Raw genomic sequence first — 17,114 nt, 5'->3', positions numbered from 1 at the left:
GCACTGCGGAGAAGGGCGCCCTCGGGCGCCCTTTTTCTTCGCGACGTCTACTGCTGCCGCAGCGCGTCGATCGGATCGAGTTCCGAGGCCTTGCGCGCCGGGTAGTAACCGAAGAATAGGCCGGTCGCGACCGAGAACCCCGCGGCCAGCAGCACGATCTGGCTGTTGAGCGCGGTCGGCAGATCGCTGAAGCGACCGACCAGCAGCGCGCCGCCGACACCGATCGCGATGCCCAGCACGCCGCCGCCGAGCGACAGCAGCATCGCCTCGGCGAGAAACTGCCGGCGCACGTCGGTGGGACCGGCGCCGACCGCCATGCGCAGGCCGATCTCGCGGATCCGCTCGGTCACCGAGACCAGCATGATGTTCATGATGCCGATGCCGCCGACGATCAGCGAGATCGTCGCGACCGCACCGAGCAGCAACGACATCAGGCGCGTGGTCGCGGTACGCGTGGCGACGATCTCGGAGATGTTGCGCACGCTGAAGTCGTCTTCCGCGCCCGGCGCGATGCGATGGCGTTGCCGCAGCAGTGCTTCGACTTCGCCCTGCACGTAAGGCAGATCGTCGGCGTTGCCGACCGTCAGCGCGATCTGCATTACCGCGCCGGCCGGCATGCCCATCGCGCCGAGCAGACGTCGGCGCCCGGTTTCGAGCGGCACCATCATCACGTCGTCCTGGTCCTGGCCGAAGCCGCCCTGCCCCTTCGAATTGAGCACGCCGACCACGACGAACGGCGTGCGCCCGATGCGCACCGTCTGACCGATCCCGCTGTCCTCGCCGAACAGTTCGCGCCGCACGGTCTCGCCGATGATCACGTTCTTGCCGGCGCCGCTGTAGTCCTGCGGCTCGAAGCCCGAGCCGTCGACGATCGTCCAGCCGTTGATCTCGAAGAAATCCGGCTGCACGCCCTGCCAGCTGCTGGCCCAGTTCTTCTCGGCGAACACGATCTGGCTGCTGCCGCGCAGCGACCCCGAGACCAGCTGCACTTCGGGGATCTCGCTGCGGATCGCGTCCGCGTCGCCCTCGCTCAGGGTGAAGAAGCTGCTGCCGGCCTGGCGCGCGCCGCCGGGCGTGCGCCGCGAACCCGGGGAAATGTCCAGCCGCTGCGAACCGAGCCCTGACACCATGCGATCGATCTCGGTCTGCGTGCCCTGGCCCACCGAGACCATCACGATGACCGCCGCGATGCCGATGATCACGCCCAGCGAGGTCAGCGCACTGCGCATCCAGTTGCCGCGCAGCGCGAAGATCGCGGTGCGCAGGACGTCGAGATAGGTCATGGCGCGGCTCCGGTCTGCGTGTGCGCGCGGGTGTCGTAGGGGCCTTCCTCGTGCAGCTCGCCATCGCGCATGACGAAGGTGCGATCGGCGTGCGCAGCGACTTCGGGATCGTGGGTGATCAGCACGACGGTATGGCCGTCGTCGCGCAGCCGTTTGAACAGGGCGAGGATTTCCTCGCCTGTCTTGGTGTCGAGCGCGCCGGTGGGTTCGTCGGCGAGCAGCACCGGCGGCCGGTTGATCAGCGCGCGCGCGATCGCCACGCGCTGCTGCTGGCCGCCCGACAGTTCGCTCGGGCGGTGCGTGCCGCGGTTTTCCAGCCCGACCGAGGCCAGTGCCTCGCGCGCGCGCTCCGCGCGCTCTTCGTTCGGCACGCGCGCGTAGCCGAGCGGCATCGCGACGTTCTCGAGTGCGGTCATCCGCGGCAGCAGATTGAAGCCCTGGAACACGAAGCCGATCTTGTCGCGGCGCAGCTCGGCCAGTTGCTCGCGGTCGAGCGTGGCGACGTCGATGCCGTCGCACAGGTACTGGCCGCCGGTCGGCGTGTCGAGGCAGCCGACGAGATTCATCAGCGTCGACTTGCCCGACCCCGACGGCCCCATGATCGCGACGAACTCGCCGTGCGCGATCGACATGTGCACGCCCTTGAGCGCGACGACTTCGGCTTCGGTACCGGCCGAATAGATCTTCTCCAGCCCGCGGGTCTCGATGACCGGCGGCCGGCTGCCGGCCTGCGGCGGAACGGCGATCGCGCTCATCGGGTCGCCGCGCGCTCGCCGGTGACGATCAGATCACCTTCCGCGATGCCGCCCGAGGCTTCGGTCATGCTGCCGTCGCTGGCGCCCAGCCGCACCGGCACCGCCTCGCGGCGTCCGTCGACCAGACGGTAGACGGTCACGCGGGTCGCACCGACGGTCGCCGCCAGCGTGCGATTCCACTGCGCGCGCTGGTTGGCGTCGAGCGTGGCGGTGAAGTCGGCGAAGGTCTGCTGGAAGCGGTCCATCATCCGCTGGCGGATCTGCGCCTGCACGCTGGGATCGCTGCCGCCACCGCCCATCGTCATGCCCGGCGGCGGTCCGCCACCGGCATTGCCGCGCTGACCGCCGGGCGGACCGCTCGGGCGCGGCGCCTGCTGACGTTCGCGCATCGCCGCGAGCGCACTGTCGAACGCGGCCTGCTGCGGCGCGGTGAGCTGCATCGCGGCGGCCGCGGCGGCGAGATCATCGGCCAGTCCGCCACCGCGCGGCGCAGCGCCGCCTTCCGGACGCGCGGCCGCGGCGATGTCGGCCGCATCGGCCGGTCGGTAACGCAGAGCCGCGTTGGCGATCTTCAACACGTTCTCGCGGTTGCTGACTTCGATCTCGGCATTGACCGTCAGGCCGGGCAACAGCGTGCCGTCGGCGTTGTCGACCGCGACGACCACCGGATAGGTCACCACGTTGTTCGTCGTCGTCGCCGCCAACCGCACCTGCTCGACGGTGCCGTTGAAGCGGCGGTCGTTGAACGCGTCGGCGGTGAAGGTCACGCTCTGGCCGACCTGCACCTGGCCGATGTCGGCTTCATCGACCGCGAGCTCGATGCGCATCTTGCGCAGGTCCTCGGCGATGGTGAACAGCTCCGGCGCCTGCAGGCTCGCGGCGACGGTCTGCCCGGGTTCGATCGAACGCGTGAGGATGGTGCCGTCGACCGGCGAACGGATCACGGTGCGTTCCATGTTGATGCGCGAGGTCTGCGTGGACGCGGTCTGCTGCACGATCTGCGCCTGCGCGGAATTCGCCTGCGCCTTGGCCTGGTCGAGCGCGGCGCGCGCGAGATCGACATCGCTGCGTGCGACCAGCTGCTGACCGGCCAGCGACGCCTTGCGGTCGTAGTCGAGCTGCGCGTTGCGCAACGTGGCCTGCGCCTGCGCCAGCGACGCGCGCGCGCTGTTGACCTGGGCCGAGCCCTGTTCGATCTGCGCCTGGTAGGTCGCCGGATCGATGCGCGCCAGCACCTGGCCCTGCGTCACCGGATCGTTGAAGTCGACCAGCACCTCGGTGATCTGGCCCGAGACCTGGCTGCCGACGACGACCGTCGAGGTCGCGCTGAGCGTGCCGGTGGCGGAGATCACGACGCGGATGTCGCCGCGCTCGACCGGCGTCGTGCGCCAGGCGTCTTCCGCGCCGGCTGCAGTGCGCTGGGACCAGAACCAGACGCCGCCGGCGACGACGGCAGCGATCAATATGACGGGCACGAACCGCGAAACGGCGCGGCGACGGGGCTTGGGGCGGGTCGACATGGGTCCGGTCTTGATGGGCGACTGGAGACGCTAACGCATCGCGTGGCGTGGAGTTGACCCGGGCGCGGACTTTTTTACGTGCAGCGCTCGATCCGCCGCCACGGCGTCGGCATCGATTCAGACCAGCCGGTCGCCGAGCACGATGGTGACCGTGGTGCCCTCGTCGGGCGTGCTGTCGAGCGCGACCGGCCAGCCGAAGCGCGTGCCGAGGCGGCGCACGATCGACAGACCGATGCCCTTGCCGGACTGCGAGAACGGATCGGCGCGGTAGAACGGGTCGTACACGCGCTTGAGCACGTCGGGTGTCATGCCGATGCCGGTGTCGCGGACGATGATGCGGTCGCGATCGACGATCACGTCGACGCGGCCGGTTTCGGTGAACGCCCAGGCATTGCGCAGCAGATGCCCGAGCATCACGCCGAGCACGCGCGGCGGCGCGTCGAGCCGCGGCCGGCCCTGGATGTCGAAGGTCAACGACAGCTGCTTGCCTTCGAACAACTGCCGCACCTTGTCGAGTTCTTCCTCGACCACGTCGACCACTTCGAAGACTTCGCTCTGCGGCATGACGCCACGCTCGCGTGCGAGCACCAGCAGCGCGTCGATCACCGCTTCCATGTCCTGTGTCGCGCGCCGGATGCGCAGCAGCGGGCGCTGCTGGTGCGGCGGCGTGGCGGGGTCGGCGGCGATCATGTCGCTGGCGACGCGGATCACCGTCAGCGGCGTGCGCAGTTCGTGGCTGGCGTCGCGGGTGAACTCGCGCTCGCGGCGCACGAAGGCGCCGATGCGGTCGCCGAGCCCGTGCAGCGCGCTGGTCAAGGCCTGCGCCTCGCGGCCGGCATCGTCCTGGGTGGTCAGCGCCGCTGGCACGCCATCGTCGTTGTCGGACGGATTCCAGCGGCCCACTTCGTCGGCCAGCCGGTGGATCGGCAGCACCATGCGTTTGGACGTGCGGTAGGTCATCCACGAGACGACGAACATCGTCGCCATCATCAGCAGCGCGAGGCCGCCCGCCGCCAGCGCGAGGATGCGATCGAACAGCGACAGCGACGCGGCGAGATACAGCGTGCCGGCTTCACGCCGGTCGACCAGCAGGACGCCTTCGGTGTCGCGCCGCGGCGAGAACCCTTCCGGCGCGCCCTTGAACCACAGCAGATTCGCGACCGCGCGGTCGCCCCCGATGATCGCCTCGAGGTCGCCGCCACCGGCAGGCATGAAATAGCCCTGCAGGTTGACGCCGAACGGCGGCGGATAGGCCGCGTTGGTGGCCTTGGCCTGCCACCAGGCATCGGCCTCGGCCTGCAGCCACTGGCGCGCGACGACCTCGCGGCCGATGAAGGCCGCGGTCATCACGCAGACGATCAACGTCATCCCGGCGATCACCGCCTGGAAGGTGAACGCATCACGGATGCGATTGGGCAGCCCCTGGGGCATGGTCGAGCGTCGCGTCGTCGGCTCAGGCCGGCGACTGCTCGATGTCGGCGATGCGGTATCCGGCGCTCTGCACGGTGTGCAGCAGCTGCTTGTCGTAGGGCTTGTCGATGATCTTGCGCAGGTTGTAGAGATGGCTGCGCAGGGTGTCGGAGTCCGGCAGGCTGTTGCCCCAGATCTCGCGCTCGATCTCCTGGCGGTTCACCACGCGCGGCGATTCGCGCATCAGGATCGTCAGCAGCTTCATGCCGATCGGCGACAGCTGCAGTTCGGTGCCGCCTCGCGTGGCGCGCATGCTGGCGGGGTCGAGCACCAGATCGGCGACCTTGAGCACTTCCGAACCCACCTGGCGGCGCTCGCGGCGGATCAGCGCGCGCAGACGCGCTTCCAGTTCCTGGATCGCGAAGGGCTTGGTCAGATAGTCGTCGGCGCCGGAACTCAGGCCGGTGAGCTTTTCGTCGAGCGTGTCGCGCGCGGTCAGCATCAGCACCGGCGTCGACTTGCGCGCATCCTCGCGCAGGCGCTTGCAGACTTCGATGCCGTCCAGACGCGGCAGCATCAGGTCGAGCACGATCACGTCGTAATTGTTCTCGGTGGCCAGGCGGTAGCCGTCCAGACCATCGGCGGCGTAGTCCACCTCGAAGCCGCGACCTTCCAGGTATTCGCCGACCATCTCGGAAATATTGCGGTTGTCCTCGACGATGAGGACGAGGCCTCCGGGTTCCTGACCTGCGCGCATGTACGACTCCGTAGCTGGGGTGCGTGTGGATTAAGCTTTGTGAATTTCCCACTTTCACGGTGCAGGATTTGTGAAGATTTCGTGGATCGCCCGCGTCGTGGCGGGCTTGGCGCTACGATCTGCGCCGTCCCCACCCCTTCGGAAATTCCGTCATGCCCGGCTACGAGCGCTATCTGCCCATTCTTCTGCTGGTGGGCTCGAACATCTTCATGACGTTCGCCTGGTACGGCCATCTGAAATACCGCAGCGTGCCGATCCTGACCGTCATCGTCGTCAGCTGGGGCATCGCGTTCTTCGAATACATGCTGATGGTGCCGGCGAACCGGATCGGCGCCGCGGTCTACTCCGCGCCGCAGCTCAAGGGCATGCAGGAGGTCATCACCCTGCTGGTGTTCGCGGGCTTCTCGACCTGGTATCTGGGCCAGCCGCTGAAGTGGAACCACTGGGCGGGCTTCGCGCTGATCGTGGTCGCAGCCTGGCTGATCTTCCTGGAGTGACCCGCGGTCAGAAGCGGATACGGCCGGTCAGGATGTCCTTGAACATCACCCAGTCGCCGATGAAGGAATAGATCGGGTGCTTGAACGTGGCAGGCCGGTTCTTCTCGAAGAAGAAGTGGCCGACCCACGCGAAGGCGTAGCCGCAGACCAGCGCGGCCCAGAGCCACATCGGATTGCGCTGCCAGATCGCCACGCCGACCAGCGCGAGTACGCCGCAGCTGCCGATGAAATGCAGGCGTCGCGACACCGGGTGCGCGTGCTCGCCGAGATAGAACGGATAGAACTCGCGGAAGCTGGCGAAGCGGCGCATGCGTCCTCCCAGAGCAGGCGGTATACGCGCCATTGATCGCACCGGCGCCCGCGTGCGTCAACCGCCGTCAGGTGCTGCGCGGGGCGAACATGATCACCGCCATGCCGCCGAGGCACAGCGCGGCGCCCAGCAGATCCCAGCGGCTGGGCACGATGCCGTCGACGCGCCACAGCCACAGCAGCGCGACCGCGACATAGACCCCGCCGTAGGCCGCGTAGACGCGCCCCGACGCGGTGGGATGCAGGGTCAGCAACCACACGAACGCGGCCAGCGCCGCGGCAGCCGGCAGCAGCAACCAGGTGCTGCCGTCCTTGCGCAGCCACAGCCACGGCAGGTAGCAGCCGACGATCTCGAAGAACGCAGTGGCGAGGAACAGCAGCAACGTTTTCATGGCACGCGTTCGGCCTGCTTGGCGCGGTTCCAGTAGGCGTCCTGCGCGTCCAGCGACTGGCCTGCGAGCGCACTGCCCTCGGCCTCGGCCATCGCTTCCATCGCGCGGAAACGCCGCTCGAACTTGTGGTTCGCGCGTCGCAGCGCCGCGCCGACATCGACCTTGGCGTGCCGTGCGAGATTCGCCGCGACGAACAGCAGATCGCCGAGTTCTTCTTCGAGTCGATCCTGCGCCGCTGTGTCGTCCGGATCGGCAGCGACCGCATCGAACTCCACGCGGACCTCGTCGATCTCCTCGTGCAGTTTCGCGATCACCGGCTGCGGTCCCGGCCAGTCGAAGCCCACGCGCGCGGCGCGCTGCTGCAGCTTCACCGCACGCTGCCATTCCGGCAGCCCGCGTGCGATACCGGCCAATGCCGACGTGTCCGTGTCGCCCGCCGCGGCGCGCTCCTCGCGCTTGATCGCCTCCCAGTTGCGCAGCACGGTCTCGGCATCGTCCGCGGATACATCGCCGAAGATGTGCGGGTGCCGGCGGATCATCTTGTCGCTGATCGCGTCGACGACGTCGCCGAACGCGAACGCGCCCTGCTCCTGCGCCATCTGCGCGTGGAAGACGACCTGCAGCAGCAGATCGCCGAGTTCATCGCACAGGCCCGGCAGGTCGCCGCGATCGATCGCGTCGGCGACCTCGTAGGCTTCCTCGATCGTGTACGCGGCGATGGACGCGAAATCCTGCTTGACGTCCCAGGGACAGCCGCGCTGCGGATCGCGCAGACGCGCCATGATGTCGAGGATGCGGTGGATATCGCCGGGGGCATCGGTCACGTCGAACTCCTGGAAGACGGGTGCGGATTGATTGGACCTCAACGAGCGATTGTGGGAGCGCGCTTGCGCGATCCGCTCGCGCCAGGCACGCCTCATCGCGCGCAAGCGCGCTCCCGCGGAATCCTGTCGTGTGCGCGATACGCGCGTACTCAGGCCGCGAGCCAGTCGCGCCACGGCAACGCCGGATCGCCGAGCGCGATGAAATCGCCGTTGAGGATCGTGTCGCGCTGGTTGTAGCGGAACGGCCGGCCCTGCGGGTCGAGCACCGCGCCGCCTGCGCCTTCGAGGATCGCCTGGCCGGCCGCGGTGTCCCATTCGCTGGTCGGGCCGAAGCGCGGATAGACATCCATGCCGCCTTCGGCAAGCCGGCAGAACTTCAGCGACGACCCCAGCGGCACCGGGGTGACGTCGCCGATCCGCTCGAGCAGTGCCGTTGTGCGCGGATCGCGATGCGAGCGGCTCGCGGCCACGCGCAAAGCGACCGGCCTCGCAGGATCGTGGCGCGGCGCCTGCAGTGCAGTGTCGCGATCGCCCTCGCGCACGAAGGCGCCGTGGCCCGGTGCGCCATGCCACAGCGCACCGGTCACCGGTGCCTGGATCACGCCGAACACCGCGACGCCGTGTTCGATCAACGCGATGTTGACCGTGAACTCGCCATTGCGCTTGACGAATTCGCGCGTGCCGTCGAGCGGATCGACCAGCCACATGCGCGTCCATGCGCGGCGCTCCGCGGCGGGGACGACGACGGCGGATTCTTCGGAGACGATCGGAATGCCGGGCGTCAGCGCGCGCAAGCCATCGACGATGACCCGGTGCGCGGCCAGATCGGCCGCGGTGACCGGGCTGGCGTCGGCCTTGCGGACGACATCGAAATCTTCGGCGTAGACGGCGAGGATCGCGTCGGCCGCGGCGCGCGCGATCGCGATGACGCCGTCGCGGACCGCGGCAGTGACGGGTCCGGCGGCGTCAGCCACCGTGGTGACGCAGCCAGTCGCGGACGATGAACAGCGCGGCGATCGAACGGCCTTCGGAGAACTCGTCGAGCAGGATCAGCTCGTGCAGCGCATCGAGCTTCCACGGCACCACGTCGAGTTCTTCGGGCTCGTCGCCAGCCAGACGCTCGGGGTACAGATCGCGCGCGACGACCAGCGTCGCCTGGTGGCTCATGTACTGCGGCGCCAGCGAGATCGAGCGCAGCGCTTCGACACTGCGCGCGCCGTAGCCGATCTCTTCCTTGAGTTCGCGGTTGGCGGCTTCGAGCGCGGTCTCGCCGGCGTCGATGCGGCCCTTGACCAGGCCCAGCTCGTAGCGATGGAAGCCGGCGGCGTATTCGCGCACCAGCAGCACCGTCTCCGCATCCAGCATCGGCACCACGATCACCGCACCATGGCCGCGGCCGTGCAGGCGTTCGTACAGCCGCCGTTCGCCGTTGGAGAACTCCAGATCGAGCCGTTCCATGCGGTACAGCGCCGCCTCGTGCTCGGTGACCTCGTGGATGGTCGGCAGCGTCTTGCTCATGCCCGCGCCCTCCCGTCTGCACGGCGGCGGCGCTGCGGAGCGATAATGACGGGATGACTGGACAGATTCACGATGCGGCCATTCTAGCCGACGGCAACGACTGGCGGACCCGCGACCTCGCCGCGGTCTGGCACCCCTGCACCCAGATGCGCGAGCATCCCGACATCCAGCCGATGCTGCCGATCGTGCGCGGCGAAGGTGCCTGGCTGATCGAGGCCGGCGGCCGGAAGATCCTCGATTCGGGCAGCAGCTGGTGGACCAACCTGCACGGCCACGCCGAGCCGCGCATCGCCGAGGCCATCGCCACGCAGGCGCGCACGCTGGAGCAGGTAATCCTGGCCGGCTGCACGCATCCGGCGGCGGTCGAGCTCGCCGAACGCCTGCTCGCCGTCGCCCCGCGCGAGCCGGGACGCCCGCCGCTGACCAAGGTGTTCTTCGCCGACAACGGCTCGGCCGGCGTCGAAGTCGCCTTGAAGATGGCGTTCCAATGGTTCCAGAACCGCGGCGACGAACCGCGCCGGACCAAGTTCGTCGCGCTGCAGAACGGCTATCACGGCGAGACGCTCGGCGCGCTCGCGGTCGGCGACATTCCGCTGTATCGCCGCGTGTACGCACCGCTGCTGTGCGAAGCGGTGTTCGCACCCTCGCCCGATGCCTACACCGCGCGCGCCGGCCAGAGCGCGGCCGGCCACGCCGAAGACGCGGCCGATGCGTTGGCGCACCTGCTCGATGCGCATGCGGGCGAGATCTGCGCGCTGATCCTCGAACCGCTGGTGCAGTGCGCCGGCGGCATGCGCATGCACGACCCGGTGTACCTCAAGCGCGTGCGCGAACTGTGCGACGTGCACGGCGTCTTCCTGATCGCCGACGAGATCGCGGTCGGCTTCGGGCGCACCGGCACGCTGTTCGCATTCGAACAGGCGGGCGTGCAGCCGGATCTGCTGTGCCTGTCGAAGGGTCTGACCGGCGGCTTCCTGCCGTTATCGACGGTGCTGGCGACACAGGCGCTGTACGACGGCTTCCTCGACGCCTCGCGCGAACGGGCCTTCCTGCACTCGCACAGCTACACCGGCAATCCGCTGGCCTGCGCCGCGGCATTGGCCTCGCTCGACATCTTCGGCACCGACGACGTGCTGGCGCGCAACCGAGACACGGCCGCGAAGATGGCCACGCTCGCGGCGCAGATCGGCACGCACCGGCATGTCGCCGATACGCGTCAGACCGGCATGATCGTCGCGTTCGAACTCACCCGTGACGGCGGCAAGGCCACGCCGTTCGATCCGGCGCTGCGCGTCGGTTTGCGCGCATATCGCCATGCGGTCGAACGCGGCGTGCTGCTGCGTCCGCTCGGCGACATCCTGTACTGGATGCCGCCCTACTGCATCAACGACGCACAGCTGCAGCTGCTGGCCGACGTCACCGCCGAAGCCATCGAGGCGGGCACCGCATGCGTGTGATCCGCGCCTTCGTCGATCGCCCGCTCGCGACCGGCCAGCCGGTCGAACTGCCCGACGACGCCGTGGCGCATCTGGTGCGCGTACTGCGCCTGCGCGAAGGCGATGCCTGCGTACTGTTCAACGGCGACGGCATCGATCACGACGCGCGTCTGGTCCGCGTGGACAAGCGCAGCGCGGTGGCCGAGATCACCGGCAGCCGCGCGATCGATCTGGAATCGCCGCTGTCGATCACCCTCGTGCAGGGCATCGCGCGCGGCGAGAAGATGGACTGGATCCTGCAGAAGGCGACCGAGCTCGGCGTCGCCGCCTTCGTGCCCGTCTCCAGCGACCGCAGCGAAGTGAAGCTCGACGCCGAACGCGCGGCCAAGCGCCTGGCGCACTGGCGCAGCGTGGTGGTGTCGGCCTGCGAACAGAGCTGGCGTTCAAAGATTCCGGCGGTCTCGCCGCCGCGTTCGCTCACAGCCGCGCTCGCCGATCTGCCTGCCGATGCCTCGCGCTGGCTGCTCGATCCCGATGCGGCATCAGGTCTCGCGACGATGCCACCGCCGTCCGGCGGCATCGTGCTCGCGATCGGTCCGGAAGGCGGCTGGTCCGCGAACGATCGGGCGGCCTTGATCGCCGCCGGCTTCGCTGGACTGCGGCTCGGACCGCGGATCCTGCGCACCGAGACCGCCGGCATGGCCGCCATCGCGGCGCTGCAGGCGCGGTTCGGTGATCTCGCCGGCTGACCGCCGGCTCTGAGTTCAAGCATTCCCGGCAGCTGAGCGCCGGCGGCGACTCAGGCGGCGAGCGCCTCGCGCACGGACTGTTCGATCAGGTCGATATCGGGAATCAATGCCACGTCGTCATTGAGGCGTACGCGGGCGCGCACCGCGAACGGCAGCGCGTCGCCGTCACCGTCCGATTCGTCGAGCAGATTCGCTTCGGAGATCGTGACCAGCCGCGGGAAGCCTTCGGTCAGCAGCGCGAAGAACGGCAGGCGCGCGTCGCCGCCCAGCGTCTTCAGCACGACGACCTTGCTGGCCAGTTCGGCGCGTTCGTCGCCCTGCTTCGACAGCACCGGAAACGCGACCAGTGGCAGACGCCAGCCGCGCCAGCGCAGGCGCCCCAGCAGCCAGTCGGGCGCATTCGCGACCCCTTCCGGCGGCGAGTACGAGAGCACCTCGGAAATCGTCGCATTGGGCAGCAGTAGTTGCGTGGCACCGGCGCGGATCAGGACGCCGCGGATTTCTCGATCTGCGCTCACAGCGACAACCCTCCGGAATCGAAACGGCGCGCGCTCGGCATCCAGCGCGCGATCAGCCAGTCGGCGATGTCGGTCGGACTGCCCGACGGACCACCGCGCTGCGCGACGGCGCGCGCTGCGACCGGGTCGTAGCAGCCTTCTTCGCTCTGGCCGCCGACCAGCGCGCCCTGCCAGGCATGTCCCATCGCCACGTCGACGAGCGATGCATCGGCGCCGCTGAGAAACAGCAGGGCGCTGTCGTCGGCCGGCACCGCCTCGGCGAGACCGGCGATGTCACCGGCTTCGGCGAAACGCAGTGCGCCACCGGCCGCGCTCGGCATCAGATCCGGCGGCAGGAAATAGACCTCGCCCGGCGAGACCGTCATGCCGGCCTCGGCCAGCTGCACCGGCATCGCGGTCGCACGTTCCATCTGCCGCACGAGCCGGTCGTATCGACCGCCGTCGAGCTGCAGCCGCACCAGCACCGGGCGCGGAAAGCCTTCGGGCAACGCGCCCAGCAACTGGCGCACCGCGTCGGGTCCACCCAGGCCGCCTTCGATCAGCACGACACCTTTGACCGGCCCGTGGCCGTAGCTGTCGGTATCGGTGAGGCTCAGGCCGGAGATGCGCGATTCCAGATCGGACAGGTCGCGCTGCAAGGTCTTGGCCGGCGTGATGGCCACGGGCGCCTCGTCGTCCGCCGGCGCCGCAGCGCGGAAGGACGGCAACGCATCGCCATCGAGCAGCGTCAGCGGTTCGGATGTCGACTCGACGATCGGTTCGGGCGCCGGCGCGGCCGGCGCATCGGTCGATGCATCGGTCTCGACCGCATCTTCAGCCGGAGATTCGTCCGGCGTCGTCGGATCGTCCGACCACGCGGCCAGATTCTCGTCGAGATCGCGCACTTCGCCGGGCGGCGCGGCCGGCGGGGTGTAGCTGGTCTCGTCGTAATCGGCGAGTTCGAAATCGAAACTGAATTCCACGGCGGGCGTCTGCACGCTGGGCGGTGCATCGAACTCGGCCGCGACCGGGTCGAACGCGAGATGCGTCCCATCGTCGGGCGTCGATTCCGGTGCAGACGGCACTTCGATCTCCGGCGTCACCGGTGCTTCCGGCGCGACGAAGGCGGCGGCTTCCGTGTGCGCATCGAACTCCAGCGTCAGCGGGGACGCGTCGACCGGCACATCGCCGAGCGCCGACGGCGGCAGTACATCGCCGACCCCGCGCAGCTTCGCGGCGAGATGGCGCACCCAACGGGCGGCATCCCAACCGGTGCGTTCGAGCACCAGCGCCGCTTCTTCGAAGATCACCGTGCGGCCGGGCACGGCGAACGCCGGCTCGAACGGTTCGAGCGCGTCCTCGTCGACGGGATCGAGCACCACCACGAGCACGGAAGGCGCCAGTGCTTCGAGCGCATCCGGCGCGTGCTGCGCGGGATCGAGCGTGGCGACCAGTTCGGCGCCGGCTTCGGTCAGGCCTTCGACCACGCGGTCGCAGGCGGCACCTGCGCGCGCCAGCACCACGGTTCGGATCGCGTCAGTCATCGTCGCGCTCCAGCTTCAGCAGCTCGTAGACATGGCGCAGCAACTCGGGCTCCTGGTAGGGCTTGCCGAGATAGCGGTCCACGCCGATCTCGAACGCGCGCTGGCGATGTTTCTCGCCGGTACGCGAGGTGATCATCATGATGTGCACGTCGCGCAGACGCGGATCGGCCTTCATCTGCGTCGCGAGTTCGTAGCCGTCCATGCGCGGCATCTCGATGTCGAGCAGCATCAGATCGGGCACGCGCTCGTCCATGCGCTCCAGTGCATCGAGGCCGTCCTTCGCGGTCACGACCTCGAAGTTGTGGCGCTCCAGCACGCGGCCGGTGACCTTGCGCATCGTCACCGAATCGTCGACCACCATCACCAGCGGCACCGCGCGGCGTTCGATCGCCGGCTCCGCCGCGTGCACGGGTGCATCGACCTGCGCAGCCTGCGTGCCGTAGCGACGCACCAGCGGCGCGATGTCGAGGATCACGACCACGCGGCCGTCGCCCATGATCGTCGCGCCGAAGATGCCCGGGATCGAGGTGATCTGCGGACCCACCGGCTTCACCACGATTTCCTTGTTGCCGACGATTTCGTCGACCGCAACCGCCGCGCGCAGCTCACCGGCGCGGATCAGCAGCAAGGGCATCTGCAACTGCCCTTCGGCGCGCGCCGACGGCTGGCCGACGAGGCGCCCGAGGTCGTACAGCGGATAGTCTTCGCCGCCGTAGCGGTAGATCGCGCCGGGCTTCGCCTCGGCACGCGCGATGCGACCGACACCGCGCACCGATGCGATCGGCACCGCGAAACTGGTCTCGCCGATGCGCACGAACGCGGCCTGGGTGACGGCCAGCGTCTGCGGCAGGCGCAGCGTGAACGTCGTGCCCGCGCCGTCGCGCGAGCGGATGTCGAAGGTGCCGCCGAGCTGGCGGACTTCGCTGGCGACGACGTCCATGCCGACGCCGCGACCGGCCAGGCGACTGACTTCGGTCGCGGTCGAGAAGCCCGGCTGCAGGATCAACGCATCGAGATCGATGTCGGCGACCTCGGCATCCGCCTGCAACAGCCCGCGTTCCTCGGCGCGGCGACGGATCGCGGCGCGGTCGAGACCGGCGCCGTCGTCGCCGACTTCCAGCACGACTTCCGAACCCTCGCGGCGGACGGCGATGTGGACGCTGCCCTCGTCGGCCTTGCCGGCCTTGCGACGCGCATCCGGCGCCTCCAGCCCGTGCGCGACCGCGTTGCGCAGCATGTGCTCCAGCGGCGACACCATGCGTTCGAGCACGTTGCGATCCAGCTCGCCCTGCGTGCCTTCGAGACGCAACTGCACCTGCTTGCCGGTGTCCTGCGCGGCCTGCCGGACGACGCGGCGCAGCCGCGGCACGAGGCCGTCGAACGGCACCATGCGCGTGCGCATCAGACCTTCCTGCAGATCCGAACTCACCCGAGACTGCTGGGTCAGCAGCGTCTCGTACTGGCGGGTCTGGTCCTCGAGCATCTGCTGCAGGCTGCCGAAGTCGGACGCGGTCTCGCTGAGACCACGCGAGAGCTGCTGCAGTGTCGAGAAGCGGTCGAGTTCCAGCGGATCGAAGGTGGTATCGGTGTCCTCGCCCTCGCGCTGGTAGCGCGCGACGATCTGCGCCTCGGTCTCGCTGTCGAGGCGGCGCAGCTGGTCGCGCAGACGCGTATTGGTCTGCGCCAGTTCGTTCATCGCGCCGCGGAACGCGCCGAGCTGCTGCTCCAGACGCGCGCGGTAGATCGCGACCTCGCCGGCGTAGGTGACCAGCTTGTCGAGCAGGTCGGCGCGAATGCGCACCTGCTCCTGCGAACCGCGCAGCGCGTTCTCTTCGTCCTCTGCGGTGCCGCTGTCGAGCGGCAGCGGTGCGGACAATGGCGCGAGTTCGACCTTCGGCGCCTCGTCGGCGGGCGCCGGCGACGCGGCCTGAGACTCGCTCGGGCGCTTGCCACTGAACGCATCGACCAGCGCCTGCGACGGGCCAATCGCGCGCCGGTCGCCGGCGCGGGTCACCATCGTGTGCAGGCGATCGAAGCCGCGTTCGAGCAGCATCACGTCGCCGCGGCGCAGCGTGCGCCGACGCTCGGCCACGGATTCGAGCAGGGTCTCCATCGCATGACCCAGCTCGCCGATTTCCATCAGGCCGGCCATGCGCGCGCCGCCCTTGAGCGTGTGCAGATCGCGCTGCAGACCGGCCACCGCGTCGCGGTTGTCGGGCGCGACCCGCAGCTGCGCCAGCAACGCGTCGGAATGGTCGAGCAGATCGATGCCTTCCTCGACGAAGATGTCGATCAGTTCCGGATCGAGACCCTCGAGCGCGAGCGCGGTATCGGGATCGTCTTCGCTGGTCGGCAGATCGTCGGTGGGCAAGGAAACGGTTGCATCGGCCGGGATCCCGGCTTCGGCGGTGTCTGCCGGCGCGACCGTCTCATCGTCGATCGAATCGACTGGCGCAACTTCGAGGTCGGAAGGTGGCACGGCTGCGACGTCGTCGACTTCAGGGTCGATAGTCAACGCGTCCGCTTCGATGTCTGCCGCAGACGCTGTGATGTCGATGGTTTCCGGGTCGGCGTTGTCGGCCGGATCCGAGATCGCATCCGAAGCGTCTTCGACATCGATCACGTCGGACACCAGCGCACCATCGACAACGTCTGTCGATTCGATCTCCGGCGACGTGGTCACGTCCTCGTTCGATGGCGTTTGGACATCGGACGCATCGCCGACGATCCCGACTGCATCGACGTCGTCTGCAGCAGCGTCAAGGGAGCCTTCTGCGGACAACGCGCTTGCCTCTGCGGCAGCCGCCTCGGCATCGCGCAGACGACGTGCGGCTTCGTCCTGATCGAAGCGGGCACGCTCGGCGACCAGCACGCTGGCGTCGATGTGGGCTTGACGGCGCAACTTCTCGAACGCTTCGATCGCGATCCGCGCAGCATCGGCCTGACGCGCATCCTCTACTTCGATGTCGTCCGACGCAGCCTGATCCGTCGCCGCAGCGGTGTCGTCCGTCTCCGCAGCCTGCTCGGCCGCCAGACGTGCCTGCTCCCGCTGCTCGGCTTCGACGCGCTCGGCTTCGACGCGTTCCGCGTCTGCCCGTTCGATCTCGAGTCGCGCGAGCGCGGCCTGTTCGGCTTCGTCCTGCGCAGCCCGCTCGGCGGCGAGACGCTCTGCTTCCAGCCACTCGGACTCGACACGCTCGGCGTCGAGTCGTGCGGCTTCCGCCTGCTCGGCTTCTGCCTGTGCGATCCGCTCGGCGGCAAGACGGGCTTCCTCCGCGCGTTCGCTCTCGACACGCTCGGCTTCGATCCGGGCCGCTTCCACCCGTTCGGCTTCAGCCTGTGCGAGACGCTCGGCATCGAGGCGCTCCTGCTCCAGACGCTCGGTCTCGACACGCACTGCGTCGAGGCGCGCTTCTTCGGCCTGTTCAGCTTCGGCTTGCGCGAGACGCTCGGCGTCGAGACGGTCCTGTTCCAGACGCTCGCGCTCGACGCGTTCCGACTCGGCACGTTCGGCCTCTGCAAGCGCAAAAAGTTCTGTATCCAAGCGTTCCTGTTCGAGACGCTCGGCCTCGACACGCTCGCTCTCTGTTCGCTCAGCTTCGAGCCGCTCGCTTTCCGCCTGC

15 protein-coding genes and 1 pseudogene are annotated in these 17,114 nt (G+C 68.9%); 3 read left to right on the top strand and 13 right to left on the bottom strand.

All coding sequences use genetic code 11. The annotated features are described in order from the left end of the window. Positions 1 to 47: 47 nt before the first annotated feature. From V3391_RS16995 to V3391_RS16975, 5 genes are all read right to left on the bottom strand, one after another. Positions 48 to 1,283, bottom strand: a complete 1,236-nt coding sequence (locus V3391_RS16995) for an ABC transporter permease (RefSeq protein WP_332079608.1) — start codon at positions 1,281 to 1,283, stop codon at positions 48 to 50. Next, complete coding sequence (locus V3391_RS16990; protein WP_332079607.1) at positions 1,280 to 2,038, bottom strand: ABC transporter ATP-binding protein; 759 nt, start codon at positions 2,036 to 2,038, stop codon at positions 1,280 to 1,282. Before V3391_RS16990 ends, V3391_RS16995 begins: the two co-directional genes overlap by 4 nt. Next, complete coding sequence (locus V3391_RS16985) at positions 2,035 to 3,558, bottom strand: efflux RND transporter periplasmic adaptor subunit (RefSeq protein ID WP_332079606.1); 1,524 nt, start codon at positions 3,556 to 3,558, stop codon at positions 2,035 to 2,037. The genes V3391_RS16990 and V3391_RS16985 overlap by 4 nt, the downstream gene beginning before the upstream one ends. Positions 3,559 to 3,675: 117 nt before the next feature. Further along, entirely contained in the window at positions 3,676 to 4,989 is a 1,314-nt protein-coding gene (locus V3391_RS16980; RefSeq protein WP_332079605.1) for a sensor histidine kinase, read from the bottom strand. 22 nt (positions 4,990 to 5,011) lie between these two features. After that, entirely contained in the window at positions 5,012 to 5,725 is a 714-nt protein-coding gene (locus tag V3391_RS16975) for a response regulator transcription factor (protein ID WP_159680050.1), read from the bottom strand. Between the two features lie 152 nt (positions 5,726 to 5,877). Here V3391_RS16975 and V3391_RS16970 point away from each other — a divergent pair, with 152 nt between their 5' ends. Continuing rightward, the gene (locus tag V3391_RS16970) at positions 5,878 to 6,222 is read left to right on the top strand and encodes a DMT family protein (protein WP_310233138.1); all 345 of its coding nucleotides are present in this window, start codon (positions 5,878 to 5,880) and stop codon (positions 6,220 to 6,222) included. 7 nt (positions 6,223 to 6,229) lie between these two features. Here the strand turns inward: V3391_RS16970 and V3391_RS16965 are convergent, their stop codons facing one another. The 5 genes from V3391_RS16965 to nudE form a co-directional block, all read right to left on the bottom strand. Further along, on the bottom strand, positions 6,230 to 6,532 hold the full coding sequence (locus tag V3391_RS16965) for an Mpo1-like protein (protein WP_332079604.1): 303 nt from the start codon (positions 6,530 to 6,532) through the stop codon (positions 6,230 to 6,232). Positions 6,533 to 6,599: 67 nt separating this feature from the next. Then, on the bottom strand, positions 6,600 to 6,923 hold the full coding sequence (locus tag V3391_RS16960) for a YnfA family protein (protein ID WP_332079603.1): 324 nt from the start codon (positions 6,921 to 6,923) through the stop codon (positions 6,600 to 6,602). Further along, positions 6,920 to 7,705, bottom strand: coding sequence for a nucleoside triphosphate pyrophosphohydrolase (mazG, locus tag V3391_RS16955; RefSeq protein WP_332079725.1), 786 nt, complete (start codon positions 7,703 to 7,705; stop codon positions 6,920 to 6,922). The genes V3391_RS16960 and mazG overlap by 4 nt, the downstream gene beginning before the upstream one ends. A gap of 191 nt (positions 7,706 to 7,896) precedes the next feature. Then, positions 7,897 to 8,721, bottom strand: coding sequence for a 3'(2'),5'-bisphosphate nucleotidase CysQ (cysQ, locus tag V3391_RS16950; RefSeq protein WP_332079602.1), 825 nt, complete (start codon positions 8,719 to 8,721; stop codon positions 7,897 to 7,899). Next, positions 8,714 to 9,265, bottom strand: a complete 552-nt coding sequence (gene nudE / locus V3391_RS16945; protein ID WP_332079601.1) for an ADP compounds hydrolase NudE — start codon at positions 9,263 to 9,265, stop codon at positions 8,714 to 8,716. The genes cysQ and nudE overlap by 8 nt, the downstream gene beginning before the upstream one ends. 53 nt (positions 9,266 to 9,318) lie before the next feature. Between nudE and bioA the strand changes: the two genes are divergently transcribed. Both bioA and V3391_RS16935 read left to right on the top strand, forming a co-directional pair. Next, a complete protein-coding gene (bioA, locus tag V3391_RS16940) occupies positions 9,319 to 10,722 on the top strand; it encodes an adenosylmethionine--8-amino-7-oxononanoate transaminase (protein WP_332079600.1) in 1,404 nt (467 codons plus the stop codon). Then, positions 10,713 to 11,450 (top strand): 16S rRNA (uracil(1498)-N(3))-methyltransferase, encoded by a 738-nt coding sequence (locus V3391_RS16935; protein WP_332079599.1) that lies wholly within the window; start codon positions 10,713 to 10,715, stop codon positions 11,448 to 11,450. Before bioA ends, V3391_RS16935 begins: the two co-directional genes overlap by 10 nt. Before the next feature lie 50 nt (positions 11,451 to 11,500). On the opposite strand, the gene V3391_RS16930 is transcribed toward V3391_RS16935, so the two are convergent. From V3391_RS16930 to V3391_RS17875, 3 genes and pseudogenes are all read right to left on the bottom strand, one after another. After that, entirely contained in the window at positions 11,501 to 11,968 is a 468-nt protein-coding gene (locus tag V3391_RS16930) for a chemotaxis protein CheW (RefSeq protein WP_332079598.1), read from the bottom strand. Continuing rightward, on the bottom strand, positions 11,965 to 13,491 hold the full coding sequence (locus V3391_RS16925) for a chemotaxis protein CheB (protein ID WP_332079597.1): 1,527 nt from the start codon (positions 13,489 to 13,491) through the stop codon (positions 11,965 to 11,967). The genes V3391_RS16930 and V3391_RS16925 overlap by 4 nt, the downstream gene beginning before the upstream one ends. Beyond that, a pseudogene (locus tag V3391_RS17875) lies at positions 13,484 to 16,030 on the bottom strand (response regulator); the annotation flags it as partial. The gene V3391_RS16925 and the pseudogene V3391_RS17875, both read right to left, overlap by 8 nt. Between the last annotated feature and the right edge of the window lie 1,084 nt (positions 16,031 to 17,114).

The sequence above is a fragment of the Luteimonas flava genome (assembly GCF_036584485.1).
GTDB lineage: Bacteria > Pseudomonadota > Gammaproteobacteria > Xanthomonadales > Xanthomonadaceae > Luteimonas > Luteimonas flava.
The sequence above is the reverse complement of the archived record's forward strand: the minus strand, read 5'-3'. Positions and strand labels throughout refer to the sequence as shown.

Excerpts from the sequence above, each read along its gene's own strand:
- V3391_RS16995 (WP_332079608.1), bottom strand. The coding sequence starts at position 1,283 with ATGACCTATCTCGACGTCCTGCGCACCGCGATCTTCGCGCTGCGCGGC.
- V3391_RS16990 (WP_332079607.1), bottom strand. The coding sequence starts at position 2,038 with ATGAGCGCGATCGCCGTTCCGCCGCAGGCCGGCAGCCGGCCGCCGGTC.
- V3391_RS16985 (WP_332079606.1), bottom strand. The coding sequence starts at position 3,558 with ATGTCGACCCGCCCCAAGCCCCGTCGCCGCGCCGTTTCGCGGTTCGTG.
- V3391_RS16980 (WP_332079605.1), bottom strand. The coding sequence starts at position 4,989 with ATGCCCCAGGGGCTGCCCAATCGCATCCGTGATGCGTTCACCTTCCAG.
- V3391_RS16975 (WP_159680050.1), bottom strand. The coding sequence starts at position 5,725 with ATGCGCGCAGGTCAGGAACCCGGAGGCCTCGTCCTCATCGTCGAGGAC.
- V3391_RS16970 (WP_310233138.1), top strand. The coding sequence starts at position 5,878 with ATGCCCGGCTACGAGCGCTATCTGCCCATTCTTCTGCTGGTGGGCTCG.
- V3391_RS16965 (WP_332079604.1), bottom strand. The coding sequence starts at position 6,532 with ATGCGCCGCTTCGCCAGCTTCCGCGAGTTCTATCCGTTCTATCTCGGC.
- V3391_RS16960 (WP_332079603.1), bottom strand. The coding sequence starts at position 6,923 with ATGAAAACGTTGCTGCTGTTCCTCGCCACTGCGTTCTTCGAGATCGTC.
- mazG (WP_332079725.1), bottom strand. The coding sequence starts at position 7,705 with ATGGCGCGTCTGCGCGATCCGCAGCGCGGCTGTCCCTGGGACGTCAAG.
- nudE (WP_332079601.1), bottom strand. The coding sequence starts at position 9,265 with ATGAGCAAGACGCTGCCGACCATCCACGAGGTCACCGAGCACGAGGCG.
- bioA (WP_332079600.1), top strand. The coding sequence starts at position 9,319 with ATGACTGGACAGATTCACGATGCGGCCATTCTAGCCGACGGCAACGAC.
- V3391_RS16935 (WP_332079599.1), top strand. The coding sequence starts at position 10,713 with ATGCGTGTGATCCGCGCCTTCGTCGATCGCCCGCTCGCGACCGGCCAG.
- V3391_RS16925 (WP_332079597.1), bottom strand. The coding sequence starts at position 13,491 with ATGACTGACGCGATCCGAACCGTGGTGCTGGCGCGCGCAGGTGCCGCC.